The organism is Clostridium chauvoei (assembly GCF_002327185.1).
GTDB classification, from domain to species: Bacteria; Bacillota; Clostridia; order Clostridiales; family Clostridiaceae; genus Clostridium; species Clostridium chauvoei.
In genome coordinates, this window is the sequence record NZ_CP018624.1 from 792,650 (window position 1) to 816,445 (window position 23,796).

The 23,796-nt window shown below is 27.4% G+C and carries 28 protein-coding genes and 1 pseudogene; 21 read left to right on the forward strand and 8 right to left on the reverse strand.

The window, feature by feature from the left end:
* Nucleotides 1-48: 48 nt before the first annotated feature.
* The 3 genes from BTM21_RS03650 to BTM21_RS03660 all read right to left on the reverse strand — a co-directional run bounded on the left by BTM21_RS03650 (nt 49) and on the right by BTM21_RS03660 (nt 2,868).
* On the reverse strand, nt 49-1,677 hold the full coding sequence (locus tag BTM21_RS03650; RefSeq protein WP_079481794.1) for an IS1182 family transposase: 1,629 nt from the start codon (nt 1,675-1,677) through the stop codon (nt 49-51).
* Nucleotides 1,678-1,789: 112 nt separating this feature from the next.
* Nucleotides 1,790-2,494, reverse strand: a complete 705-nt coding sequence (locus BTM21_RS03655) for an LrgB family protein (RefSeq protein WP_079481478.1) — start codon at nt 2,492-2,494, stop codon at nt 1,790-1,792.
* Nucleotides 2,494-2,868, reverse strand: a complete 375-nt coding sequence (locus BTM21_RS03660; protein ID WP_021876074.1) for a CidA/LrgA family protein — start codon at nt 2,866-2,868, stop codon at nt 2,494-2,496. Before BTM21_RS03660 ends, BTM21_RS03655 begins: the two co-directional genes overlap by 1 nt.
* Before the next feature lie 140 nt (nt 2,869-3,008).
* Between BTM21_RS03660 and BTM21_RS03665 the strand changes: the two genes are divergently transcribed.
* A complete protein-coding gene (locus BTM21_RS03665) occupies nt 3,009-3,980 on the forward strand; it encodes an acyltransferase family protein (RefSeq protein ID WP_021876073.1) in 972 nt (323 codons plus the stop codon).
* Between the two features lie 208 nt (nt 3,981-4,188).
* Nucleotides 4,189-4,365, forward strand: a pseudogene (locus BTM21_RS03670) (ABC transporter substrate-binding protein); the annotation flags it as partial.
* 65 nt (nt 4,366-4,430) lie between these two features.
* Here the strand turns inward: BTM21_RS03670 and BTM21_RS03675 are convergent.
* Both BTM21_RS03675 and BTM21_RS03680 read right to left on the reverse strand, forming a co-directional pair.
* Nucleotides 4,431-6,026 (reverse strand): recombinase family protein, encoded by a 1,596-nt coding sequence (locus BTM21_RS03675; RefSeq protein ID WP_021876071.1) that lies wholly within the window; start codon nt 6,024-6,026, stop codon nt 4,431-4,433.
* 91 nt (nt 6,027-6,117) lie between these two features.
* Nucleotides 6,118-6,576 carry an ImmA/IrrE family metallo-endopeptidase gene (locus tag BTM21_RS03680; RefSeq protein WP_021876070.1) on the reverse strand — a complete coding sequence of 153 codons (459 nt, stop codon included), beginning with the start codon at nt 6,574-6,576 and terminating at the stop codon, nt 6,118-6,120.
* A 222-nt stretch (nt 6,577-6,798) separates the two neighbouring features.
* Here BTM21_RS03680 and BTM21_RS03685 point away from each other — a divergent pair, with 222 nt between their 5' ends.
* A complete protein-coding gene (locus tag BTM21_RS03685; protein WP_079481476.1) occupies nt 6,799-7,062 on the forward strand; it encodes an ABC-three component system middle component 6 in 264 nt (87 codons plus the stop codon).
* On the forward strand, nt 7,037-8,773 hold the full coding sequence (locus tag BTM21_RS03690) for a DUF2326 domain-containing protein (protein ID WP_161493100.1): 1,737 nt from the start codon (nt 7,037-7,039) through the stop codon (nt 8,771-8,773). The genes BTM21_RS03685 and BTM21_RS03690 overlap by 26 nt, the downstream gene beginning before the upstream one ends.
* Nucleotides 8,774-8,889: 116 nt before the next feature.
* Here BTM21_RS03690 and BTM21_RS03695 read toward each other — a convergent pair whose 3' ends face one another.
* From BTM21_RS03695 to BTM21_RS03705, 3 genes are all read right to left on the reverse strand, one after another.
* Nucleotides 8,890-9,741 (reverse strand): hypothetical protein, encoded by an 852-nt coding sequence (locus tag BTM21_RS03695; protein WP_096145344.1) that lies wholly within the window; start codon nt 9,739-9,741, stop codon nt 8,890-8,892.
* A 38-nt stretch (nt 9,742-9,779) separates the two neighbouring features.
* Entirely contained in the window at nt 9,780-10,685 is a 906-nt protein-coding gene (locus BTM21_RS13565) for a DUF4236 domain-containing protein (RefSeq protein ID WP_021876067.1), read from the reverse strand.
* Between the two features lie 119 nt (nt 10,686-10,804).
* Entirely contained in the window at nt 10,805-11,179 is a 375-nt protein-coding gene (locus BTM21_RS03705) for a helix-turn-helix domain-containing protein (RefSeq protein ID WP_021876066.1), read from the reverse strand.
* A gap of 172 nt (nt 11,180-11,351) precedes the next feature.
* On the opposite strand from BTM21_RS03705, the gene BTM21_RS03710 reads away from it, so the two are divergent.
* The 17 genes from BTM21_RS03710 (at nt 11,352) to BTM21_RS03780 (ending at nt 23,605) form a co-directional block, all read left to right on the forward strand.
* Entirely contained in the window at nt 11,352-11,543 is a 192-nt protein-coding gene (locus BTM21_RS03710; RefSeq protein ID WP_161493099.1) for a helix-turn-helix domain-containing protein, read from the forward strand.
* A gap of 111 nt (nt 11,544-11,654) precedes the next feature.
* Complete coding sequence (locus tag BTM21_RS13640; RefSeq protein ID WP_021876064.1) at nt 11,655-11,828, forward strand: hypothetical protein; 174 nt, start codon at nt 11,655-11,657, stop codon at nt 11,826-11,828.
* A gap of 64 nt (nt 11,829-11,892) precedes the next feature.
* Complete coding sequence (locus BTM21_RS03715) at nt 11,893-12,084, forward strand: hypothetical protein (RefSeq protein WP_021876063.1); 192 nt, start codon at nt 11,893-11,895, stop codon at nt 12,082-12,084.
* Between the two features lie 179 nt (nt 12,085-12,263).
* Complete coding sequence (locus tag BTM21_RS03720) at nt 12,264-12,755, forward strand: helix-turn-helix domain-containing protein (protein ID WP_079481473.1); 492 nt, start codon at nt 12,264-12,266, stop codon at nt 12,753-12,755.
* 147 nt (nt 12,756-12,902) lie between these two features.
* Nucleotides 12,903-13,763, forward strand: a complete 861-nt coding sequence (locus BTM21_RS13820; protein WP_021876061.1) for a hypothetical protein — start codon at nt 12,903-12,905, stop codon at nt 13,761-13,763.
* 1 nt (nt 13,764) lies between these two features.
* On the forward strand, nt 13,765-15,069 hold the full coding sequence (gene dnaB, locus BTM21_RS03730) for a replicative DNA helicase (protein WP_021876060.1): 1,305 nt from the start codon (nt 13,765-13,767) through the stop codon (nt 15,067-15,069).
* A 1-nt stretch (nt 15,070) separates the two neighbouring features.
* The gene (locus BTM21_RS03735) at nt 15,071-15,268 is read left to right on the forward strand and encodes a hypothetical protein (protein WP_021876059.1); all 198 of its coding nucleotides are present in this window, start codon (nt 15,071-15,073) and stop codon (nt 15,266-15,268) included.
* Complete coding sequence (locus BTM21_RS03740) at nt 15,231-15,485, forward strand: hypothetical protein (RefSeq protein WP_151901569.1); 255 nt, start codon at nt 15,231-15,233, stop codon at nt 15,483-15,485. The genes BTM21_RS03735 and BTM21_RS03740 overlap by 38 nt, the downstream gene beginning before the upstream one ends.
* A gap of 381 nt (nt 15,486-15,866) precedes the next feature.
* The gene (locus BTM21_RS03745) at nt 15,867-16,256 is read left to right on the forward strand and encodes an ArpU family phage packaging/lysis transcriptional regulator (protein ID WP_021876056.1); all 390 of its coding nucleotides are present in this window, start codon (nt 15,867-15,869) and stop codon (nt 16,254-16,256) included.
* Between the two features lie 237 nt (nt 16,257-16,493).
* A complete protein-coding gene (locus BTM21_RS13750; RefSeq protein ID WP_165489634.1) occupies nt 16,494-16,652 on the forward strand; it encodes a hypothetical protein in 159 nt (52 codons plus the stop codon).
* Nucleotides 16,645-17,283, forward strand: a complete 639-nt coding sequence (locus tag BTM21_RS03750; protein WP_021876055.1) for a tyrosine-type recombinase/integrase — start codon at nt 16,645-16,647, stop codon at nt 17,281-17,283. The genes BTM21_RS13750 and BTM21_RS03750 overlap by 8 nt, the downstream gene beginning before the upstream one ends.
* A gap of 419 nt (nt 17,284-17,702) precedes the next feature.
* Nucleotides 17,703-18,281, forward strand: a complete 579-nt coding sequence (locus tag BTM21_RS03755; RefSeq protein ID WP_021876054.1) for a recombinase family protein — start codon at nt 17,703-17,705, stop codon at nt 18,279-18,281.
* A gap of 39 nt (nt 18,282-18,320) precedes the next feature.
* Complete coding sequence (gene terS / locus BTM21_RS03760) at nt 18,321-19,094, forward strand: phage terminase small subunit (RefSeq protein WP_079481471.1); 774 nt, start codon at nt 18,321-18,323, stop codon at nt 19,092-19,094.
* The gene (locus tag BTM21_RS03765) at nt 19,087-20,397 is read left to right on the forward strand and encodes a PBSX family phage terminase large subunit (RefSeq protein ID WP_079481470.1); all 1,311 of its coding nucleotides are present in this window, start codon (nt 19,087-19,089) and stop codon (nt 20,395-20,397) included. The genes terS and BTM21_RS03765 overlap by 8 nt, the downstream gene beginning before the upstream one ends.
* Before the next feature lie 92 nt (nt 20,398-20,489).
* On the forward strand, nt 20,490-21,953 hold the full coding sequence (locus tag BTM21_RS03770; RefSeq protein WP_079481469.1) for a phage portal protein: 1,464 nt from the start codon (nt 20,490-20,492) through the stop codon (nt 21,951-21,953).
* Nucleotides 21,943-23,301: a minor capsid protein gene (locus BTM21_RS13645; RefSeq protein WP_079481468.1), complete on the forward strand. Its 1,359-nt coding sequence runs from the start codon at nt 21,943-21,945 to the stop codon at nt 23,299-23,301. The genes BTM21_RS03770 and BTM21_RS13645 overlap by 11 nt, the downstream gene beginning before the upstream one ends.
* Nucleotides 23,294-23,605 carry a hypothetical protein gene (locus BTM21_RS03780; RefSeq protein ID WP_079481467.1) on the forward strand — a complete coding sequence of 104 codons (312 nt, stop codon included), beginning with the start codon at nt 23,294-23,296 and terminating at the stop codon, nt 23,603-23,605. The genes BTM21_RS13645 and BTM21_RS03780 overlap by 8 nt, the downstream gene beginning before the upstream one ends.
* The last annotated feature ends 191 nt before the right edge of the window (nt 23,606-23,796 follow it).

Below are 23,796 nucleotides of genomic sequence, written 5' to 3' on the forward strand. Positions count from 1 at the left end.
AATAGACGCACTTTAATAAAGCTAATAAAAAAGACTTAAAAAATTTAACTATAAAGCTTCTTTTAGCTCAAATAAATGCTTACCAGTTCGGTTAGATTGTATTTTGTTATGTAATTTATTAACATTATGAGCCATAGCAATTAGGATGCTTTCTGCTAAAACATTCTTTTGACCACGACACATAAATCTTCTGAAATTCATATCATGTTTTACTTGTGCAAAAGAGCCTTCTGCTTGAATACTTCTATTCATTCTAAGTAAGATGCCTTCATCAGTAATAATTCTTTCTAAATCTTCTTTTCTTTGACGATTAAACTTTTTTGAAGTTTCAAGTTTCTTAGTTCTTTCCCCCAATGGAATTTTAGAATTATTTCCTTTAATACATTTACTCTTAAAGCTACAATTACTACAGTCCTCACATGAATAAATTGTTTTTTCACTTTCATATCCTGTTTTAGATTTCTTGAACTTTATACCATTGACTTTTAGAGTCTTACCATTCTGGCAAATAAATAAATCATTCTCAGCGTCATAATCCATATTTTCTATTCTGCCAATATCATTCTTATACTTTCTTGTCTTTGATATTTCATAATTAGAAGGTTTAATAAATGCTATTTGATTATTATCCTCAATAAATGAGTAATTCTCTTCACTTTCATAGCCAGCATCAGCAACTATTTTTGAATATTTAAAATTTAGATGCCATTCCATACTTTTTAAAAAGGGTATTAATGTAGTAGTATCTGTTGGCTGTGGTCCCACAGTAAGCCACGAAATATATTCTGCATCAACACCGTGTTGTACATTATAAGCAGGTTTAAGTTGACCATTTTTCATAGCATCTTCTTTCATTCTCATAAAAGTAGCGTCATTATCTGTTTTTGAATAACTATTTCTTTCTCCGCAGGTGTATACTTTTTGGTTATATTCTTTGAATTTTGAAAGATACTCTTCAAGCTTCTCTATAGATTTTTGAAGTGGTGATTTTCTTTTACCACATCCGTGGACGAATTCAATAGTTTCAATTTTCTTTAATTCATAAAGCCTTTTCTTTAGCTTTTTTACGTGCCTCATTTGAACTTTATTTTTATAAATCAATTTAATACCATAAAGTTCTTCGCATTCTTTTACAAGGTCGGCTATTTTTGTTAATAATTTAGCCATGTTTTTTGTCACAGCTTTTTTCCAAACGAATGTATATTTATTTGCATAAGCTTCTATTTTAGTACCATCAATAAATATTGATCTGCCTGATATTTCTCCAATCTCATAAAGAAAATTAGACATTTCAGCCAATATCTTTTCAGCACATGGAGCAAAATGTAAACTTCTAAATCTTGCAAATGTTGAGTGATCCGGAGCAGATGCCCCTTCGAGTAAAAACATAAAATTTATATCTCTAAGACATGCTGTTTCTATATCTCGTGAAGAATAGAAACCATTCATATATCCATAAAGCACAATCTTTAACATGTTCGTTGGCGATACTTGATTTTCTCTTATTTTAGAATAAGTAGAATATAGGTCAGTTAAATCCATCTCCTCTACAAACTGACTTAGTAATCTCACCGAATCATTTTCTGGAATTATGCAATCTATATCAAAAGGAAGTTTTAATTGATAAAACTTTCGATTTACAGTATAATTTTGTTGTAAAATATTTTTTAGTTGCATAAAAAACATTTTACCATAAATCCTAAACTATTGAGTTTAGGATTTATTTTTTTTGCATCAAAAAGGAGCTGTGCACTATTATTTAGTGCGACAGCCCCATTTTTTATTTGATTTAAGATAATATTAATGAAATCAAATGAAAACATAATGGAGCTAAAAATACAGTCATTATTCCCGCAATACCTATTGATAATGAACTCATCGCTCCTTGAGTTTCTCCAAGTTCTAAAGCTTTGGTTGTACCAACAGCATGAGAGGCAGTCCCAATAGCTATTCCAACAGCTAATTCACTTTTAATTTTAAATAAGTGACAAAGGGTAGGTCCTACAACTGCTCCCATAATACCAGATACTATTATTGCAAGTACTGTAACTGGTACTAGTCCACCTAATTGATTTGTTATTTCAATACCTATTGGAGTTGTAACTGATTTTGATAATAATGATATAGTAAGTACATTTTCTAAACCAAAGGTAAAGCATAAAATAATTACTGATGTTATTCCAACAAAGCTACCTATAAAAATACCAATAAGAATAGGGACAAGATTTTCTTTTAATAAATGAAACTGCTTGTATAAAGGAACTGCTAACACTACAGTTGCAGGCCCAAGAAACATATTAATAAATTGACCTCCATTATTATAAGAGTCAAAATCTATATTAAATATAACTAAAACTGCAATAATTATAGCAATAGCTATTAATAATGGATTAAATATGGGAAGTTTTGTTTTCTTATAAACAAATAATCCAATTTCAAAAGCTAATAATGATAGCACTATACCAAATAGTATATTGTTTGTTAAAATGTCCATTAAATTTCTTCACTTCCGTTCTTTTTTTTATTCAACGTATTACTTACCACTTGAACTACTAGTCCTGTAACTACAATTACAATTGCTGTTGCAACTGCACATATTAAAACTATTTTAATAAGACTAGATTTTATGTTATCAAAAGAAGTTAAAAGTCCAACTCCTGCAGGTATAAAGAAAAATGCTAAATGATCAAGAAAAAAGTTTGAAACAGTTTCTACACTTTCTACCTTTATTACATTAGTACATAATAATAAAAGTAACAATAGCATTCCTATTATATTTCCAGGTACAGGTAGACCAAGTCCTTTTGAAATTAATTCTCCTAATAAGTAAATTCCTAGAATTATGATTGACTGTCTAAATAATTTCATATAAACCCTCCTTAGTTAGTCCCCATTATTATAATTTAGCACTATTTTATTTATTAGTAAATGGCATTAAATACTTATTGAAAGATGTTAACCTTTTCCTGTATAATTTAATTTAGCTTATCGAAAAAAGGAGTGAAAATATGGAAAAAACAGAGAGAAATTACTATTTCGATAACTTAAAAACTTTTTTAATAATATGTGTAATTATAGGAAATTCTTTAGAACTTGCAAATCCTACTTCAGTAAATATACATACTTTTATATTAATACTTTACATATTTCATATGCCTATGTTTGCATTTGTATCTGGATATTTTTCGAAATTAAGTAGACGAACAACAAAAGAAAAAGTAATAGATACAGTGAAAATTTATTTTTGTACACAAATATTTTATACACTATTTAATTTTTTAATACTTGGAAAATTAAATGTTAAATTAGAACTTTTAATGCCACAGTGGACATTATGGTATTTATTATCTCTAATTTTTTGGTACATAATATCAGACTATATAGATAATTATAAAAAATGGATAGTATGTACTGTTATTTTATCAATGTTAATTGGATTAGATGGAAGCGTAGGAACTATAGCAAGTGTTTCTAGAACTGTATTTTTTCTTCCATTTTTCATAGGTGGACGAGCTTTTAAAAAGGAATATATAAATAAATTAAAAGAACATAAATTAAAAATCATAATTTCTACAATAGTAGTATTTATAATATTATTAGTATTAAGTAAGGAGACTCCTATAGAATTATTATTTGAATATACAAATTATACTTGGTATTTTGAAAGACCATGGTTTCCTATGTTTATAAGGGGATTTCATTATATAGCTTCTGTTATAGTAGGAACATTTATATTTATAATAATTCCACAAAGAAGTATGAAAATAAATATATTAGGAAAACACTCTCTAATAATGTATATAACACATTCTGGTATATGCCAAATTCTACTAAAAACTAGAATGGTAAAATATGATAATCTACTTGCAACCATTTTATCAACTTGCGTGGTTGTTCTTAACGTATCAATATTTACATTAACATACGTTAAGTATAAAAATTGGAGAAAAGAAAAAGCAACAGAATATAAATATTGTTAATTTATAAAATAAAAGAGATATTGGCTTATTGTAGGCTAATATCTCTTTTTAACTTTATTTTAGCTTTTAAATTTTAACAAATTACTACATGAAATCATATTATAAAACATGAAAGTAATTTAACTTCATAAAAAAGTGATTGGAGGAATTAGTGAGAAGTAAATTAATTAAATTAGCAACAATAACTGCTCTTATAGGAGTTATTGGAATGAGTCTTGTAGCGTGTGCTAAAAAAGATCAGAAAGAGGAGAAAACTAAGGTAAGATTAAATGAAGTTGTACGTTCAGTTTTTTACTCACCAATGTATGTTGCTATAAATGAAGGTTTTTTTGAAGAAGAGGGGCTAGAGATTGATCTAGCAACAGGTCAAGGAGCAGATACAACCAAGTCATTTACACAAGTATGTTAAGACGCTGAAAATACTAGGTTTTATAATAAGGCTGCAATAAATTACAGCCTCAATTTAAACTTAATTTGTTTTGTTTCAGAGTTATAAGTAAAATATTCAACTAGATTTTCTATCATGTTTCTTTTAATTTCAATATCACCTATAAGATCAATAGTCTTTTTAAATAATTTTAAGCTTTCTATGAAGGCTTTTTTATTTTCTTTTTCATCTTCAACAACAAATGATTTTATACTTAGATTATTTATATTTTTTTCTATAGTTTTATTTTCTGTTTTTAAGCTTTTAATCTCATTTTGAATAGTGTTTAATATGTCCATATCATCTAATAATGCTAATTTTTTTATAAGGCCTGAAATAATCTTATTATTTTCATTTAATGTTTTATTTAGCATTGTTTTTTTTCTTTCTATGCTTGAAGCATTTTCAATAGTAGAGTTATTTTTGTAGTTTTCTATAGTTTTTATATCAAGATTTTTTAATAAATCAATAACAAAGCTTTCAGCTTTATCTGCATTTAACATTTTACATATGCATCTATTAGAGGCTCTATTTTTTAATTCACATCTATAGTATCTTTCATATTTTCCATTTGGATTATTTCTGCTCCAAGAACACATAGAAGAGTTACAATGTGCACATCTTAATAATCCTGATAATAAAAATTTACTTCCAGTTCCAGTTCTATTGTTAGGTTTTTTCCTAATATCATTTAATATATTTTGACATTGTATCCATTGAGTTGATGATATAACTCCTATATGAGCTCCTGTTGATATTATCCATTCATTTATAGGATTATCTTTCTTGCCATTTTTACGCTTGTTATAAGCCATAATACCGCAATTAGAATTGGCATTTCCTTCAATAGTAGCACCTAGATTTTTAAAATAATCTAAAGCCTTTTTATCAGCAGTACAATAAACAGGATTAGTTAATATTTGAAGGACAGTATTTCTACTAAAGTCACCACCATTTTTACCTTTTATTCCATTACTACAAAGATATCTAGCAATAGGACTACAACTTTTTTTCTCAATATATAGATTAAATATAAGTTTAACTATATCCATTTCATTATCAACTACTTGAAGTTTGTACATTTTCTTTTTATGGCCATTACTTTCATAATTAACAGAAGTAGATTTAAAACCAAGAGGGCAAGTACCACCAAGCCATCTGCCTGTTTTAGATAACTCAAGCATATTATCTCTTATTCTTTCAGCTATAGTTTCCCTTTCCATTTGAGCAAAGGTAGCAGAAATGTTGATCATAGCTCTACCCATAACTGAAGTGGTATCAAATTGTTCTGTTATTGATATAAAGTTTACGTTATTTTCCTCTAAAATTTTAAGAGTAGAAGTGAAATCAGCTACATTTCTAGAAATTCTATCAAGCTTATAGCAAATAAGATAGTTAAATCTTTTTTTCTTTATATCTCTAATTAATTTTTGGAATTCTGGTCTATTAGTATTTCCACCACTAAAACCTTCATCTTGATAAACTAAAAATTCAATAGAAGTATCTAATTGAAGATTATAAAAATATTTTTTACATAGATCTATTTGATTATTAATAGATTCACCTTTTTCAGATAATCTTGATTTTCTTACATATATTGCTGCTCTAATTTTAATCACCTCTTTTGTATATACTATGAATCACTTTAATATATTATTTTGAAATAATAAATTGATTTAGAATAAAGAATAGGGGTTCGTGACGAACACCTTAATTGATTCGGAGTACACCAAAATAAGGTTCAAAATAAATAATATAATTATCAAGTTCTAAATGAGTACCATATTTAGCTTTCATTGTTTCTATAGACTCTTGTAAAAATTCCTCAGTTACATCAAGATATTTAGCTAATTCAAATCTACTTGTAATACCATTGTTAAAGGCATCTAGTAAGCTAAAAATACTAATTAATTTAGCATGTCCCCATCTTCGTGCTAAATTTTCTTGTTTTAAAGAATTAGTAGATTTTTTTATTATATTACTATAATTTTTGAAGTGATGACCTAATTCTTCAGCCAAAATACATTTCTTTTCTGTATTTGTATGAATATTGCTATCAATAATGATGATATTATCACAATAATAGCCTTTTCCTTGCCCCTTTAAAGAAAATTCAACTATATCAATGTCATTCTCTAATGCTTCAGTTAAAAGTTCTTCATAAGTCATATTTATTTCCTCCTATAGTTAATATAGGATAATAATAACACAAACTAACGTTCTTGAAAACGTATGTTCTGATATTTATTAAAAATAGAACTGAAGAAATTTATTGAAATACGAATGTATGTTTTGTATGATTAAAATAGTAATTTATTTATTTAATAAATTATGTTAAAATGTAATATAAATGTTTTACAAAAATATATAATAGTTAAGGGGGTGTTTATTATGATTATGCCGAAAAAACATATTACTTTATCTGAATCGTATATAGGTTTTGGTGCATTTGTACTTGATATGCTTAAAGAGCCACTGACAATAGATGATTGTTGGAATAAAATTCAAAAAAAGTATATTGATAAGGGTTTAATTAGCAAAAAGCACTCGTTTGATAGCTTAATTTTAACAGTAGATTTATTATTTGCATTAAACACAGTAGATATTAATGAAAGGGGAGAGATTTACAATGTATATAAAAAGACTAACAGCTAATAAGGAATCATTTCATTCTATAGAATTTCAACCTAACAATTTTAATATAATACTAGGAACAAAGAGTAAAGATGCAGATAAAAAGAATAATACTGGTGAAACTGTAAATGGAGTTGGTAAGTCATTAACAGTTAAATTAATTGATTATTGCTTAGGTTCAAGACAAACTTCACATAAGATTATTTCAAAACTTAAAGACTCAGGATGGCAATTTGAATTAAATCTACAAGATGAGAATAAGTTTTTTAATATAATTAGAGATGTTGATTCAGGAAAGGTTATATTTAATAATAAGGATTTAACAGTTACTAAAGTGAATAATATTTTAGAAGCTGAGATATTTGATAGAGTAGAGAATTATAAATATCTTTCTTTTAGAAATCTTATATGTAGATATTTAAGGATACCTAAATTAGCATATATTAAATGGGAGCAATATAAAAGTAAAGAGGATGAGGATAAATCAGTTTTATACAATTCTTATTTATTGGGATTAGATCCTCAATTAATAATAAATAAAATAAATAACAAGACACAAATTAATGAAGCAGAGAAGAGTAAAAAATATATAGAAAAAGATGAAACAATTAAAAAATTAATGAATGGTTCTAAGGTAAGTATAGGAATTACTAATCTTTCTAAAGAAATAGAAGAACTTGAAAAGAAACTTTCTAATTTTAAAATTTCAGAAGGATATAATGATGTAAAATTAAATATTGAAAAAAGTAAAGTTAAAAAAAATGAAATTATAAATGAAATTACTAAATATAATAATACTATTAAAACAATAGATAAAAACTTAAAAATAAATGTCGATATCACATGTAAAAAGGTTGAAGAAATATATGAAGAAGCAAAGGTACTTTTTTCAAGTGAAATGATAAAGAGTTTAGAAGAAATATCTATTTTTCATGAACAATTATTAGAGGGAAGAAAAGCGAGACTTATAAAGGATAAGAAAAGATATATTGATTTGATAAATAAATTAGAAATAGATTTAAAATCAATAGATAATACTATTAATAAAGATTTAAGTTTTATTCAAGATAAAGTATCAACTAATGAATATGAGAGATTACAAAATAGATTAACAGAGTTAAAGATACAATTAGAAAAAGCACAGCAATATGAAAAATTACTTAAGGAGTTTGAACAAAATATAGCTGAAATAAAAGCAGATATGGCACAAGATAACCTTAAAGCAATAAAGTATTTAGAAAGTATTTCAGAGTATATTAAAGAATTATCAGTTCAATTTCAAGGATATGTAGATTATATCTATGATGAGAGAAAATATTCAGGTATAGATATAGAGAATAATGATGGTAATAATAAAATACGATATGATATCATACCTCAAATTCAAGGTGATGATTCTGATGGTGTAGGGAATGTAAAGTTATTTTGTATGGATTTATTAATATGGGAAAGACAAATTAACAATTCAATAGAATTTTTATATCATGATGGATTTTTATTTACAGATATAGATCCTAGACAGGTTTATAGAATGCTTAAACTAGCATATTCTATTTGTAAAAACAAAAATCGTCAGTATATATTTAATATAAATTATAACATGTTTGAAAATATTTTAAGTGTTGCTAAACAAGATAATGATACTAAATTTGTAGAATACCTAGAAAGTTGTGTTATATTAAGGTTATATGATGATAAGCCAGAACAAAAATTATTAGGAATAGAAATATAAAAAAAGTAGCTAATTATTTGCTACTTTTTTTGGTTCTTCAAAAATATCACAAGTTTCAAAATACTTGGCAATCATTACATAACTATTAGTTTCGAATTGCTGGAGAGAATTTGGGTTCAAATTCTCTTTATGGCAATTATCAAGTATATATTTGAATTGAAGATTACTATCATTAGGGTATTTTTTTGAGCTTGATCATATAATTCTTTAAAAATACTACATAGAGTATCAGAGATAGCAATATCTTCATATGAAGATAAAAAATCATCTAAGGCTTCTATACTGTAACTAGCAGTTCTAAGATTACTTGCATAAAAAGGATTTATTTTGTTAAACTCTAATTTATCATCAAAATTAGGAGGAGTTTTTGTTATATCAATATTATTTGTATTACCTACTTTTATTAAATGTTGAATTATTTCTCCCATTACTTCATATTTAATATCATTAAAGTTTGGTTCAGGAATATATGTATTTGTTAAATTCATCATTTGAGTAGTTGATAAGTCTAAAAATATAGATAATAATTTATTTATGTCATATATAGGCATAAACTCAATATTAGGATTTTCACGTTTCAATTTATGTATAACTTGAAGCAAATCAGGATAAGTTCCTCTATGAGTTTTAAATACAAAAATATATTGATGGATTTCTTCCCAATAACCATTTTGTATATGTTCTTTTAGCTTTTCAAAGTCGCCAGGCATTTTTTTTATTGCTTCAGTCATAGTAGTCATATTAGAGCTATAATCTCTAGGGCCATATACTTGAAAAAAGATTCCTTCTCCAAATAAGTAGCCATCACACTTTCTATCTCCAATCGAACCTTGTGTATCAGTCTTTATAAAATTATCATGAGTTTCTGACATTAGATTATAAAAAATTTGTTGAAAACAATCACCCATTGATTTTAGTAATATATTTTCAAAGCATGATTTATAAATAAGTTTTTTTGCATCACTCAAATCTAAATCCTCCTATTTATAGTATTAAAAATAAAATATTAATGACACTTTTGACATGGTGTATATCCTAGATTTAATGCCTCATCTTTAGACAGTGGTGTTGCACCATTCATTTTGCTACAGTTAGGATTTGAATGATACTTCTTTCCTTTACCTGATGAAGCTATGTATACAGTTTGTCCTACGCCTTGATTAGCTTGTGGGATTGCTGTTGATGTTTGTGTTTGAGCAGCTCCAGATTGTTCTGCATAAGTTCTTTGCTTTTCAGCCTCTTCAGAAGCAGCCTTTTCTTGAGCGATTCTTTGTTTTTCGGCCTCTTCAGCGGCAGTCTTTTCCTCAGCAACTTTTTTCTTTTCGGCCTCTTCAGCAGCAATTTTTTCTTTTTCTGCTTTTTCTTGAGCTGCCTTTTTCTTTTCAGACTCTTCTTTATCTATTCTTTCTTTTTCAGCTCTTTCTTTTTCGATTTTTTCTTGTTCATTTTTTGTTTCTTGAGCTACTAAATTATTTTGAGTAGCAGTGTTAGAATGTGGTATAAATAAAATCATTGCATAAAGAGCAAATATTATAGAAAGAGCAACTCTAGGTTTTTTATTATATTTTTTTGAAGTCCATAATAAAACTATACCTACTGGTGGAAGAAGTATTAACATTAACCAAATAAACCATGATCTCTTATGAAAAGGAATCTTAGGTTTATTATCATTGTTATTATTAGAAAAATTAATTTTTTCAGTCTTTGAATTAGTTGAGGAATTTTTCTTATCTCCACTAACATCGACATAACTTAAACCAGTTCCAGGAATACTTAAAGTAGTTTGTTTTTTTCCATCAGCTCTCTTAGTAAATCGAGCACCTTTGGTACCTACACTCCATCCTATACCTGATTTTGATACATTAACCCTAAAAGGGCCAAAGTTTTTGGATTTCTTAAATCTAAATCCCATAAATTGTACCTCCTAAATAAAAAAAATATATATAAATTACACAATATGAATATATATTATATTATGTAAAATAGTTACACATAAAAATCAAAAAAATAATAGTGTTCGTGAAGAACACCTTATTTTTTCTTCTTTTTTTTAGCTAAAACAAAATTAATGAAGTTCTCAATATCTTCAAGATCATCTTCAGTGAATTCTTCACCTTCGAAGTGAGCAGCAATAGTGTTAATACCACTTTCTTCAATAAGCTTGTTTATTTTATCTTCTGCTGTAATTTCAACGTAATTTCTTATATTTGTTTTTCCAAGGAGATAGTCTATGGAAACATTAAAATATTCAGATATTTTTAATTTTATTTCATCATTAGGTGTGCTATTTCCATTTTCATACATAGAGATAGTTGTTTTCCCTACACCTAATATTTTTCCTAATTCAGTTTGAGTTAAATTATTAGATTTTCTAAGTTCTTTTAATCTATCTGCTAGTGTAATCATTTTTAAATCTCCTTTTAATTTAGTTCAATATAATTGTACCTTGTTTTCAATATAAATGGAATAGTGTCCAAAAAACTTGATTTTATTTTGTGTAAATACATTGACAGTCCAAGAAAAATGGACTAATATAAAAATATGAAATCCAAAATACTTGGACAAAAGGAGGAACATGATGAATACTTTGTTAAAGGATTTAAGAATAAAAAGTGGAAAAACCCAAGAGGAAGTAGCAAGAGTATTGGGATATAGCAGTAAAAGTGGATATTCTATGTTAGAAAATGGAAAGGTTGAACTAACTATTTCAAAAGTTAAGATATTAGCAGAACTTTATGGAATAGAGGCAAAAATTTTTTTAGAAATATAGTCCAAAAAACTTGGACAAATATATTTTAAATTATTTACTAAATCAAATAAATGGAAAGTGAATAATTAAAATCTTATATAAAGTTTAGTTAAATGAAAGGAAGGATTTTATATGAAATCTTTATTAGAAAGGGTTGAAGAAGTTTTTAAAGGAACAGAATTAAGAGTTACAAAAAGTAAGCTAAATGAAAATGGTAATTTAAAGGTTTGGATTTTAAATAGTAAAAATGAAGAACTATTTTGGTTATATGTTAAGGAAGAAAATGGAGAAATCGTTTGGTGCTAAGAAGAGTAACATTAAAAATCCTTAGAAATATATTGTAATATAAATAAGTTTTAGGAGTGAGAATATGGCTTGCATTAAAGAATTTAAAAGTGATAAATGTGATTTAACAGCTATATGCTTGAATTATCCAGATACAGAAGAGGAGTTCCAAGCATTAAGTAATGTTTTTTACAAGTCCATGATAGAAGGACTAGAAAAGCAATTTGGCCCTAATTGGGGAACAGAAGTTATGAAAAAGGTTAACTCTAAAAATTAAACATATAAGAAAAGAACAGAGCTTGGGTGCTCTGCTAAAAGTGAGTATGGTAATTATTTAATACTAGTATCTATCTTAAAAATATTATCTCATTTAGACATGAGACAATAAATGGATACTAGATAAATTAAAAGATTACATAACTGTATTAATGTTAAAGAATGAAAGGAAGTGTAAAAATGGCTAAAAAAGTTACTAAGGCAGCAGAAAATGTTTATTGTAAAGCAAGACTTGCAGCAGCTAAGTTTAATTCAAGTTTTGCAAGTAGAGAAAGTGCAAGTGAAGTATTAGGTGTTAGTAAAGACTCATTAACACAATATGAACTTGATCTTTGTAAGGTTGTTCCAGTGGACAAGGTAGTTATTATGGCGGATGTATATAATGCTCCAGAGCTTTTAAATAATTATTGCTGTAATGAATGTCCTATAGGAAGAAAAATAATGCAACCTATAGAGCAAGAAAATATTGATAACCTTTATAGATTTGCAGTTTTAACATCTAATGATCTTGCAAAAAGTAAGGAGATTCAAACAACTTTATTAAAAATAGTTGAGGATGGAATTATAGATGAAAGTGAATATGCTGATTTAGATAGGATAGTAGGATTCTTTACTAGATTAGAAAAAAGAGCTGCAGAACTTAGAGTATTAGCAGAAAAATATATGAAATAAAAAAAGAACCCTTAAAAAAAGGTTCGCAACAATTAAGATACGGACCGCCATCCGTATCTCCATTGTAACATATTGAATTGGAGGATGCAAAATGAAAGTTATATTAATAATTATTATATTGACAATTGAAAATAGGAGGAATGATTTATGCAATATTCATTTTTAGGATTTTCAGTGTCAAAAATGGTGGAATTTAAGTTAGATATGAAAGATATGGCTATACTTAGATTTTTTATAGATTTTAGAGAAACTGGAAAAATGAAGGCAGAAGTATTAGATGATAATACTTACTATTGGGTTAATTATAATACTATGGTTGAAGAAATGCCTTTTTTAGAACTTGGGAAAAGAACAATTATGAACAGAATGCTTAAATTAAGAGATTTAGGTATTCTAACTCATTATACCAAAAAGGAAGGCGGAACTTTTTCATATTTTGCTTTAGGACCTAAATATATAGAGCTAATAAGTAATTCTAATAGTGAGTGTGTACATCAAAATGAACAGGGTGTACCTCAAAATGAACAGGGTGTACCTCAAAATGTAGAGGGGGTGTCCATCAAAACAGACACCGGGTGTCCGTCAAAATGTACAACAAAGATTCATCTACTAAATAATCAATCTAATAATATATATAGTCAAGATGATGAATCATCTGACAACAGAGTTCCATATAACGAAATTATTAAATTGTTCAATGACATCTGTAAGTCTTTACCGAAAGTTAGAGCCAGGTCCAAAGTCAGAGACAAGAAAATAAAGAGTATGTTTAGAGAACTAGGGATTGAGAATATACAGGAATTGTTTAATAGGGTTGAAGGAAGCTCATTTTTATCAGGTAAGACAGGAAAATGGGAGAATTGCAATTTTGATTGGATAGTAAAACAAAGCAATTATATCAAAGTTTTAGAAGGCACATATGACGATAAGGATAAATGTAATACGCCTAAAGAAGAATCAAATGAGAGTACCAATAACTTTAACATAATTTTACAGGAGGATATGTAGTATGAGAAGTACACCACAGAATATTCAAGCAGAGCAAGTAGTTCTTGGTTGCATAATAAATGACAAAGAGAAGTTGCAAGAGGTAGAAGATGTATTGACAGTAGAAGATTTTTATTTGGACAAGCATAGAGTCATATATGAATCTATTAAGATCTTATCACATAAGGAAATTGATGTTGACTTAATAACACTACTTGAAGAGTTAAACTCAAAAGGAATTATTGAGAAGTGTGGAGGAGTTAATTATGTAACAGAGATAAGTTCAGCAGCTATATACAATGACAATGTATTTAATTATACACAAATAGTTAAAGATAAAGCAGATAGAAGAAAACTTATAAAAGCAGGAAGAGAGCTAATAGAAAAAAGCTATGAAGATAATGAAATACAAGAAGTGGTTAACGGAATAGAAGATAAGTTATATCAGGCTATAAGCAAAGATTCAGGTAATATAATTTCAGCATCAGATGCGGTAGATGAAGTATTAAAGCAAATAGAAGAGAGTTATAAAAATGGTGGTAAAATAACTGGAAAAACTACAGGATTTAAAGAGTTAGATACTTGCTTATCAGGATTACAAAAAGGTGATTTTATAGTAGTAGCAGCAAGGCCTTCTATGGGAAAAACAGCATTTGCTTTAAATATTGGACAATATGCTTCAAAGGAAGCAAAGGTTGGAATATTTTCTCTTGAAATGCCAAGAAGTCAACTTATGCAAAGATTAATATCATCAAGGTGTTTAGTAGAATTCCAAAATATAAAGACAGGAAAATTAAATACAGAGCAATTTGGAAAGATAGCTATAGCTGCAAATGAAATAGCTAAGAGAAGTATTTATATAGATGATGAATCAATAAGTATTGCTGATATAAAGTCACAATGTAGAAACTTGAAGAAGAAAAAAGGTCTAGATGTTGTAATAATAGACTATCTTCAATTAATTGAATCACTTGATAAAAATTATTCTAGAGAGCAAGAGATAGCAAAAATATCTAGAGAGTTAAAGAAGATGGCTAAAAAATTAGATATAACAGTAATTGCATTATCACAATTATCAAGAGCACCAGAACAAAGGGCAGATCATAGACCTATGTTATCAGATTTGAGAGAATCAGGATCAATAGAGCAAGATGCTGATGTAATAATGTTTTTATATAGAGATGAATATTACAATAAAGAATCAGAAGAGAAGAATATAGCAGAAGTTATAGTTGGTAAAAATAGAAATGGAGAAGTCAAAACAATAAAACTTGGATGGGTTGGACAATATCAAAGATTTGCTCCATTAGATATATGGAGAGGATAGTATGTTAAGTAAAGAAGTTATAGAATTTTTCAAGAAAAGCAGAGAGCTTATAGATCATAGTCACAGTATGGAAATGGCCACAAATTATAAAAAGGATAAATTTAATTATGCATTGTATGGAATATTACTACAACAAGCATTAAAAGAAATAGGTAACGAAGATGAATTTAAACAAGTCTACAGTAATGGAATATATTGAGGAAATAGTTAGACTATATTTTCTAGGATATTCAGTTGAAGGAGCGTTAGAAAAGGTAATGGAAATAAAAAGATGTAAGGTATGTAAAGAAGAATTGTCATTTATTGCACCAGGCAATAATGACAATAAAGAACTAGTTGAACTGTATCACTGTAAATACTGCGATACGTTACAAGAATTTAATTTAAATAAGAATGAATTTAATGTTATAGATTAGCTTGAAATTATTGTGAAATATATGAAGGATATAGAAATGATATTAGAATTTAGAGTAATTCTAAATTAAATAAAAAAAAGGCGTAACCTGAGTTACAACCTAACCGCAATTAGATTATAACTCAGATTACTCTTTAAGTAAAGGAGTATAAATATATGAGTTTTAAAATATTAGAAAGATATATAAACAAATGTAAAGTTAATGGAATAGAGCCGACATTAATAGGGGCTGAAATATTCAAAAAATATGGGATATTACTAACTAATAAAATTTAATGTAAATAATAAGGAGGTTTTTTAATTTATTAGTTTAGTGAATAAGGTGTTCTTCACGAACACCTATATCTCGTTATATAGATAAATTAAAAAGTGAGGATGTAAAATGGGAATATCAAGAGAAGAATATAAAATATTAAAGTCAAAAGCTGAAAGAGAATTAAAAAACTATCCATATTATTTAATATCATTAGAAACTCCAGGACTTGGATCTGCTACAAGGTGGGATCTTGTATATGAAAAAAGCAATTGTCCAAGTAGTAAGGTGGAAAGTGAAGCTATAGATAATGATTATAGAAGAAGAGTTATACATGCTATAGAGTATGTAATAGATAGGTTAGATAATAGTAGTAAAAAAATAATAGAAACTTCATATTTTAGGGAAGATATAACAAGGGAAGAAGTACAAGAAGAGTTAAAGATAGATAGAAATAGATACTATAGATTAAAGAAAAATTCATTAGAAAAGTTTATATTAGCACTAGCATATATATAATAAATTAAAATCAGAAAAAAGTGAGAAAAAAATGATACAAAATTATGTACAAATTTGATATAAAAGTGATACTATTTTGTGTACAAAAGTAAGAATAAATAGTAACATATAGGTAAGATGCCGAAGGTGGCTAAAATAAAATACCCTTCGGAAGGGATTACATTAAAAGCATTTAATAACTGTTGTGCTATTCAGTTATTAGGTGCTTTTTATTTTACCTAAAAGTGAGGTGAGATCATGAAAATAGGAAAAATAATTAAAAACAATCAACCAAAAGAGTTTAATAAGATTAAGGATAATTTACTTAGTAAAAGAGATATAGAGCAACTTATGAAACATAGCTCTTATAGGAGAGGAAACAGTGGTGCAATTAGGCAGGTGAGACAAGGTGGCTAGAAAAAAGGTACCAGCATCACCTATACCAGAAAAAGATTATATAAGATTTAAAGCAAGATTAGAAGAATTGAGCGTTGAATTCCCAGAGCGTAACTTAATGATATTTTATATTGGAGTAGCAACAGGATATAGAACTCAAGATATTGTAGATTTAACAATATCACAGCTTAAAGAAGCCTTAGAGGATGAAGAATTTTATATACAAGAAAAAAAGCAATATAGAGAATATCTTACTCATCTTAAAAATAATCCTAATTCAAATAAAAAGATACCTGATAAAAGGAAAGCTCCTATAAAACCTAAATTAAAAAGGTTGCTTAAGGATTATGTAAAAGGAAAAAGAAAATCTGAGTATGCATTTCCATCTAGAAATGGAAAAGGAAATAAACATATAACTCAAAAATCATATTCTGATATTTTAAAAATGGTTGGAGAAGATTTAGAATTAAAACATATATCAGGACATAGTATGAGAAAAACATATGCACATAGACTATGGGAGCGAACAAAGGATATTGAATATGTAAGAATTGCTTTAGGCCATAAGAATATAGAAACAACAAAAAGATATTTAAGTTTAGATGATGAAGTTAAAGAAGATGCAGCAGAGATAGCTGACGATAGACTTTAATTTTTTTATATATGAATACGAAAAAAAGTAAGCTATACGGATTCAGTAGAGAAATAAAAAAACTCTACTAATATATATAATAAAAAAAGTATATCAGCAATCATAACTGTTATTACGGATTGAGAATAAAAAGCATAAGTATGCTGAATCCCTTTAAATTCAACGACTTAGAGAGATTTAAAGATAATTTTTAATTGTTAATCAAATTTTTTGATAGTAATTCTAGGTAAGGTACAACATAACCCATTCTTCGGAAGCATTGATATATCTACTATTAAGCAAAAATCTTATTAGTTATTATGTTAGTTATAATTAATATCATAGTCAAAACTTAAAAGTATTGACACAAGAAGAGTAATAACCTATAATAGCCTTATAGAAGATGGTCAAAACATAGTATCAAAAGTGAGGCGGAAAATATGGGTAAAATATATGGATATGCAAGAGTTAGTACTAGAAGTCAAATAGATGGAAATAGTTTAGAGCAACAGGAAAATCAATTAAAAGATAATGGAGCAATTGAAGTTATAAAGGAACAATTTACAGGAACTAAAATTGATAGGCCATTATTCCAGGAGTTATTAAAGAAACTTGAAAAAGGTGATACTTTGATGGTTTGTAAACTTGATAGATTTGCAAGAAGTACAGTAGAAGGAATTACCACAGTAAGATCATTAATAGAAAAGGGAATAAAAGTCCACATATTAAATATGGGACTAATAGAAGATACTCCGACTGGTAGATTAATATTTAGTGTTATGAGTGCCTTTGCAGAGTTTGAAAGAGATATGATAGTTCAAAGAACACAAGAAGGAAAAGCTATTGCTAAACAAAAGGAAGGCTTTAAAGAAGGTAGACCTAAAAAATATACTAAGAAACAATTAGATTATGCAGTTGAATTATTAAAAACGCATAGTTATAGTGAAGTAGTTGAAATAACTGATATAAGTAAAAGTACTTTGATTAGAGAAGTTAGAAAGAGAAAAGCTAATGCATAAAAGCATAGCTTTTTTTATTTTGTGAAGAAAGGAGAAAGTATGGCTAGACCACCTAATGAAAATAGAAAAAAGGCATATGAATTATATAAAGAGTATAAAGCTAATATTTCATCAGTTAAGATAGCAGAAATATTAAGTGAAAAAGTAGCCAATATTAATTATTGGAAAAGGAAAGATAATTGGGATTCAAAATTAAAAGGTGGAGCTCCTAAAGGAAATAAAAATTCAATCGGGAATAAAGGGGGAGCACCAAAAGGAAATTTAAATAATTTAAAACATGGTACGTATTGTGATAGTTCTAAGTTCTTAGATAAAGGTTTTTTAGCTAAGTACCTTCCAGCTGCAACTAAAGTAATAATTAAAGGTGTAGTTGATGAAAATATAAGTGCTGTAGATATGTTATGGGATAATATAATGTTACTTTACTCATCTATTATCAGATCACAAAAAATCATGCATGTTAAAAATCATGCTGATTTAACCAAGGAATTAAAAAAGAGTAAAGTTAAGAATAAAACTAGATCTACAGAAAAGACCAATACTAGTGAAGGCGAAGAAGAGTATGAATATGAATTACAATTTGCTTGGGATAAGCAAGAGAGATTTATTAAGGCACAAGCTTCAGCTATGAATACTCTAAATAAAATGATAAACGATTATGAAGTATTGATTCATAAGAACTGGGATTTAGCTACAGAGGAACAAAAACTTAGAATTAAAAAGTTAAAAGTAGAAGTAGATAAAATTAGTGGTAACGATAATAAAGGCCCTATTAAGATTGAATTTATAAAGGTTGGTGAGATAAATGAGTAGATTAACAAGGGCAGTAAGATTTTCTGTTAATAATCATTTTTATGACTTTATTGATGATTGGGAAAGTAAATATTATTTTCTAGTTGGAGGATATGGAAGTTCAAAAAGTTATCATGTTGCTATTAAACTTATAAAGAAATTATTACAGGAAAAAAGAAAGGCGTTAGTAGTTAGAGAAGTCTATGAAACAATAAGAGAGTCTTGTTTTGATTTACTTCAAGAGGTAGTACTTGCTATGGGATTTGATGAAGATGAAATAATATTTACATCATCACCAATGCAAGTGAAATTTCCTAATGGAAGTAAAATAATATTTAAAGGTATGGATAATCCAGCTAAATTAAAATCTTTAAATGGTGTGTCTATAATATGGCTAGAGGAATGTTCAGAAGTTAAATATGAAGGATTTAAAGAGTTAAAGGGTAGATTAAGACATCCAACACTGAGTAATCATATTATATTATCTACTAATCCAGTAAGTAAGGGTAATTGGTGTTATAAAGAATTCTTTGAGGATAGTAAAAATAAGATATATATATTGAAAGATACTGATTTGTATAATCAAAGAATAATAAGAGATGGAAAAACATATTATCATCATTCTACAGTTGATGATAATTTTTTTGTGCCAAAAGATTATATAGAAACATTAGATGATTTAAAAAATAGTGATCCAGATTTGTATAGAATAGCTAGAAAGGGTATGTTTGGAGCAAATGGATTATTAGTATTTCCTCAATTTGAAGTTAAAAATCACAATAAAGTAATGGAGGAAATAAAGAAAATAAAAAATCCATTGCTTAAAAATGGGATGGACTTTGGATTTATAACTTCCTATAATGCAATACTTAGAATGGCAATAGACCATGATAATAAAATTTTATATTTATATTGGGAATATTATTCTAAGAATAAAACAGATCCTGAAATAGCAGAAGATATTAAGGAGTTTATTGAAACACAAGAATTAATTAAAGCAGATAATGCAGAGCCTAAAGCTATTAGGTACTATAAGCAAAAAGGGTTTAGGATTAAAGCTTGTAAAAAGTTCAAAGGTTCTAGGGCTATGTACACTAAAAAAGTTAAAAGATTTAATAAAATAATCTGCTCTGATATATGTGTAAACACAATTGAAGAATTAAAGGAGTTAACTTTTAAAGTAGATAAGAGGTCAGGAGAAATTATAGAAGATGAATTCAATATAGATCCGCATACTCTATCTGCTATTTGGTATGGATTAGATGATTATGAAGTTTCTAATTTAAAAGGTAGTGGATTAAGAAATTTTGGTAGCAATAAATAAATATAAGTTTTGACACCGATTGAAATAAGATTTTTTGGTGAAGATTAAAGTATATTCAAAACTTACAAGTTATGAATATAAGGGGTGATACAATGGGGATCAAAGAAATATGGAATAAATTTAAGAAGGGAGTGAAAGCTGGAGTTATGGCAATACAGGAAAATAATTTAACTGATAATAAAGTAGTTTCTATGATAAATGATTTTAAAGTTGATAATAAAAGACAATGGATGTTAATAGGAGAGAAATATTATAAAGTTGAAAATGACATCTTTAAAAGAAAAATAACTAAAAAAATTAAAGGAACAGAAGTTGAAGAAACTTATAAAGCAAATAATAAATTAGCACATTCAAAATATAAGAATATGGTTGATGAAAAGATTGCGTATTTATTATCAAAAGATTATAGCCTTAAATGTGATGATAAAAGTTATGTTGAAAAAGTAAAGAATGTTTTAGGAAGACACTTTCAGTATCAATTAAGTGGACTAGGCTATGAAGCTAGTAATAAAGGTATAGCATGGCTTCAAGCTTATATAGATGAAGATGGAAACTTTAAAACTATGATAATTCCTTCTGAACAATGTATTCCTATATGGAAAGATAATAGTCATGCGGAAATAGAAAGTATGATAAGAGTATATGAAACTGTTGTATGGGAATATGATAAGAAAAAGACTATAACTAATGTTGAAGTATGGAGTAAGGATGGCGTAAATTATTATAAATTAGATAATAGATTATTAGTACCAGATTACAATAGGAACAATGATAATAATGGGCCTGTAGCACACTATAAGAAAGGTGAAGAATGGTATGCTTGGGGTAGAGTCCCGTTTATACCATTTAAGAATAATAGAATAGAACTTCCAGATATTAAGTTTGTAAAAAGCTTAGTAGATAATTATGATTTATCAAGAAGTGAGGCTGCTAATTATGTTGAAGAAGTTAAGAATCTAATTTTCATATTAAAAGGTTATGGTGGAGAAGAAATATCAGAATTCATGAGGCGTTTAAATGAAGATAGAGCTATCCCTATAGATGATCCAACAGAGGGGGGTGTTGATACAATAACACCAACTATGGATATAACAGCTTTAAGAGAACACTATGAGCAATTAAAAAGGGACTTAATAGAAGATGGACAAAGTGTAAATAAAGATTTAGATAAGTTTGGTAGTTCTCCAAGTGGTGTTGCTCTTAAATTTATGTATGCAGGACTTGATTTAAAGTGTAATGCACTAGAAACAGAATTCAAAATGGGATTTGAAAACTTATTATACTTTATAAATATGTATTTATCAGAAAATAATTTAGGAACACATAAAAATATTGATTTAGATATTATATTTAATAGAGATATGGAGATAAATGAGTCAGAAGTAATTGAGAATTGTCAAAAATCAAAAGGAGTTGTATCAGATGATACTATAATAGCTAATCATCCATGGATCAAAGATGTTGAAAAGGAAAAAAAGGCATTAAAAGAAGAGAAACAAGAGAATTTACCCTTTCAAGACAAGATACCATTAGGTGGTGAGGTAGATGAAAAGTAGTGAGTATTGGGAAAAAAGAATAGCTAATAGTACATGGAAAACTTATAATAATTTAGAAGAAAAGAATAGAACTTTACTTGAGATGTATCAGGAAGCTAGTTTAAGCATATCAGATGAATTATATAGAGTTGCAGAAAAAGTCAAAACAAGTACTCCTACCTTATCAGATATGCACAAATATAATAGATTAATTGGACTGCAAAAGAATATAGAAAATATTATACGAGACCTTGGAGACAATGTTGAAAGCTTTGGTAAAACTAATATGATTGAAGGGTTTAAAGAAACCTATTCTAATATAATGATAAATATGGGATTAACTCAATTTGATTTTGTTCCTAAAAAAGTAATGGAAGAAATGCTTAGAAAACCTTGGTTAGGAAGTAACTTTTCAGAAAGACTGTGGAAGAATAATCAGGTATTAGTATCTAATTTGAATGATATATTAACTAATGGGATTATACAGGGAAAGACTATTACAGAGATGGCAATACAACTAAATAATAGAATGAATGAAGGGTTTAATGTAAGTCATAGACTTGTAAGAACTGAAACAATGCATTATTTAAATGAAAGTACCAAGAAGGCATATAAAGATAGTGGTTGTCAGAAGGTTCAATTATGGGCTGCAACAGATGAAAGAACTTGTCATGTATGTGGAATGAAGCATGGAAATATATATGAGTTAAGATCATGTCCTACATTGCCATTACATTCAAACTGTAGATGTACTATATTGCCAGTTATAGATGAAAAGAGTGCTAAGAAAGATTATGATAATGCTAAAGAAGATATAAATAATGAGTTTAATAAAAGAAATAATTTAGATAATGGATTTAATAATAAAAATAGAAAGTTAAATATATCTAAAGCAAGTTTAAAGCATTCAAATGAAGGTGATTTTACTAATCCTAGAAATCCTAAGAAGGTTAAACCAGGAGAAATAAAGCTTAAAAGTGGAGGTCATGGAGAAGATAATATTAAGCTTTTAGATAAACGTCAAATAGAGTATAATATACTTAAGAAGTATTCTAATGGTGTAAGATGTGGAAATGTACCTAAGCATAGTGATAAGAAGAAAAGGAATGATATTAATCAAAGTTGGTTTCCTAAAGAATGGAAAGCAAAAGATATTGAGAAAGCTGGTATATATGTAGTTAATTTGAAAGACAAAAGTAAATATATAATAGAAAAATTTGAATTTAATGGTATTACTACTGCTATATATAAATATGCAAACTATAATGATGTTACTGTAGTAGTATGTTATAATTGTAATGAGAGAAAAATTAAAACTATCTTTCCAGATAATATTCAAAGATTAGTGGAGGTGAAGAAGAATGATTAATGGTGAAAGAGTTTCGGAAATACTACAATACAGAAAATGGACAGTTGAACATAATGTAGATGCTCCAATGGAGTGGTGGGATGAACTACCGATAATATTTTCTAAAGATATAAAAGAAACAATTAAATACTTCGATAATTTTAAAGAAGAAGATATATATATACTTACAGAGATATTTGAAGATATAGCTAAAAAGTCTCAAAGTAAAGATTTTATTAGGTTTATAGAAAAGCTTGAAAAACAATACCCCAATATTGATATGAAACAAGAAATACAGTGGGCAAAATATGCAATAGAAGATTAAAAAGCACTTACTAAGTTAAATAGTAGGTGCTTTTATTATACAAATATAAATACTTCGTTGTTATTACTACGAAATGATACTTTTTAATATAAATGTTTAGTTTATATAAACAAAAAAAGTATAAATTAATCTTTATAAATGGCATAAAACCGTAATAAAAATAGAGTTCGTGAAATTAAGATTTAGCGAAA

Excerpts from the sequence above, each read along its gene's own strand:
- BTM21_RS03665 (WP_021876073.1), top strand. The coding sequence starts at position 3,009 with ATGGAAAAAACAGAGAGAAATTACTATTTCGATAACTTAAAAACTTTT.
- BTM21_RS03770 (WP_079481469.1), top strand. The coding sequence starts at position 20,490 with ATGGGGATCAAAGAAATATGGAATAAATTTAAGAAGGGAGTGAAAGCT.
- BTM21_RS03710 (WP_161493099.1), top strand. The coding sequence starts at position 11,352 with ATGAATACTTTGTTAAAGGATTTAAGAATAAAAAGTGGAAAAACCCAA.
- terS (WP_079481471.1), top strand. The coding sequence starts at position 18,321 with ATGGCTAGACCACCTAATGAAAATAGAAAAAAGGCATATGAATTATAT.
- BTM21_RS03655 (WP_079481478.1), bottom strand. The coding sequence starts at position 2,494 with ATGGACATTTTAACAAACAATATACTATTTGGTATAGTGCTATCATTA.
- BTM21_RS03705 (WP_021876066.1), bottom strand. The coding sequence starts at position 11,179 with ATGATTACACTAGCAGATAGATTAAAAGAACTTAGAAAATCTAATAAT.
- BTM21_RS03715 (WP_021876063.1), top strand. The coding sequence starts at position 11,893 with ATGGCTTGCATTAAAGAATTTAAAAGTGATAAATGTGATTTAACAGCT.
- BTM21_RS03660 (WP_021876074.1), bottom strand. The coding sequence starts at position 2,868 with ATGAAATTATTTAGACAGTCAATCATAATTCTAGGAATTTACTTATTA.
- BTM21_RS13565 (WP_021876067.1), bottom strand. The coding sequence starts at position 10,685 with ATGGGATTTAGATTTAAGAAATCCAAAAACTTTGGCCCTTTTAGGGTT.
- BTM21_RS03745 (WP_021876056.1), top strand. The coding sequence starts at position 15,867 with ATGGGAATATCAAGAGAAGAATATAAAATATTAAAGTCAAAAGCTGAA.
- BTM21_RS03740 (WP_151901569.1), top strand. The coding sequence starts at position 15,231 with ATGAATTTAAACAAGTCTACAGTAATGGAATATATTGAGGAAATAGTT.
- BTM21_RS03755 (WP_021876054.1), top strand. The coding sequence starts at position 17,703 with ATGGGTAAAATATATGGATATGCAAGAGTTAGTACTAGAAGTCAAATA.
- BTM21_RS03765 (WP_079481470.1), top strand. The coding sequence starts at position 19,087 with ATGAGTAGATTAACAAGGGCAGTAAGATTTTCTGTTAATAATCATTTT.
- BTM21_RS13640 (WP_021876064.1), top strand. The coding sequence starts at position 11,655 with ATGAAATCTTTATTAGAAAGGGTTGAAGAAGTTTTTAAAGGAACAGAA.
- BTM21_RS03690 (WP_161493100.1), top strand. The coding sequence starts at position 7,037 with ATGTATATAAAAAGACTAACAGCTAATAAGGAATCATTTCATTCTATA.
- BTM21_RS13750 (WP_165489634.1), top strand. The coding sequence starts at position 16,494 with ATGAAAATAGGAAAAATAATTAAAAACAATCAACCAAAAGAGTTTAAT.
- BTM21_RS03650 (WP_079481794.1), bottom strand. The coding sequence starts at position 1,677 with ATGCAACTAAAAAATATTTTACAACAAAATTATACTGTAAATCGAAAG.
- BTM21_RS03735 (WP_021876059.1), top strand. The coding sequence starts at position 15,071 with ATGTTAAGTAAAGAAGTTATAGAATTTTTCAAGAAAAGCAGAGAGCTT.
- BTM21_RS13645 (WP_079481468.1), top strand. The coding sequence starts at position 21,943 with ATGAAAAGTAGTGAGTATTGGGAAAAAAGAATAGCTAATAGTACATGG.
- BTM21_RS03685 (WP_079481476.1), top strand. The coding sequence starts at position 6,799 with ATGATTATGCCGAAAAAACATATTACTTTATCTGAATCGTATATAGGT.
- BTM21_RS03680 (WP_021876070.1), bottom strand. The coding sequence starts at position 6,576 with ATGACTTATGAAGAACTTTTAACTGAAGCATTAGAGAATGACATTGAT.
- BTM21_RS03780 (WP_079481467.1), top strand. The coding sequence starts at position 23,294 with ATGATTAATGGTGAAAGAGTTTCGGAAATACTACAATACAGAAAATGG.
- dnaB (WP_021876060.1), top strand. The coding sequence starts at position 13,765 with ATGAGAAGTACACCACAGAATATTCAAGCAGAGCAAGTAGTTCTTGGT.
- BTM21_RS13820 (WP_021876061.1), top strand. The coding sequence starts at position 12,903 with ATGCAATATTCATTTTTAGGATTTTCAGTGTCAAAAATGGTGGAATTT.
- BTM21_RS03720 (WP_079481473.1), top strand. The coding sequence starts at position 12,264 with ATGGCTAAAAAAGTTACTAAGGCAGCAGAAAATGTTTATTGTAAAGCA.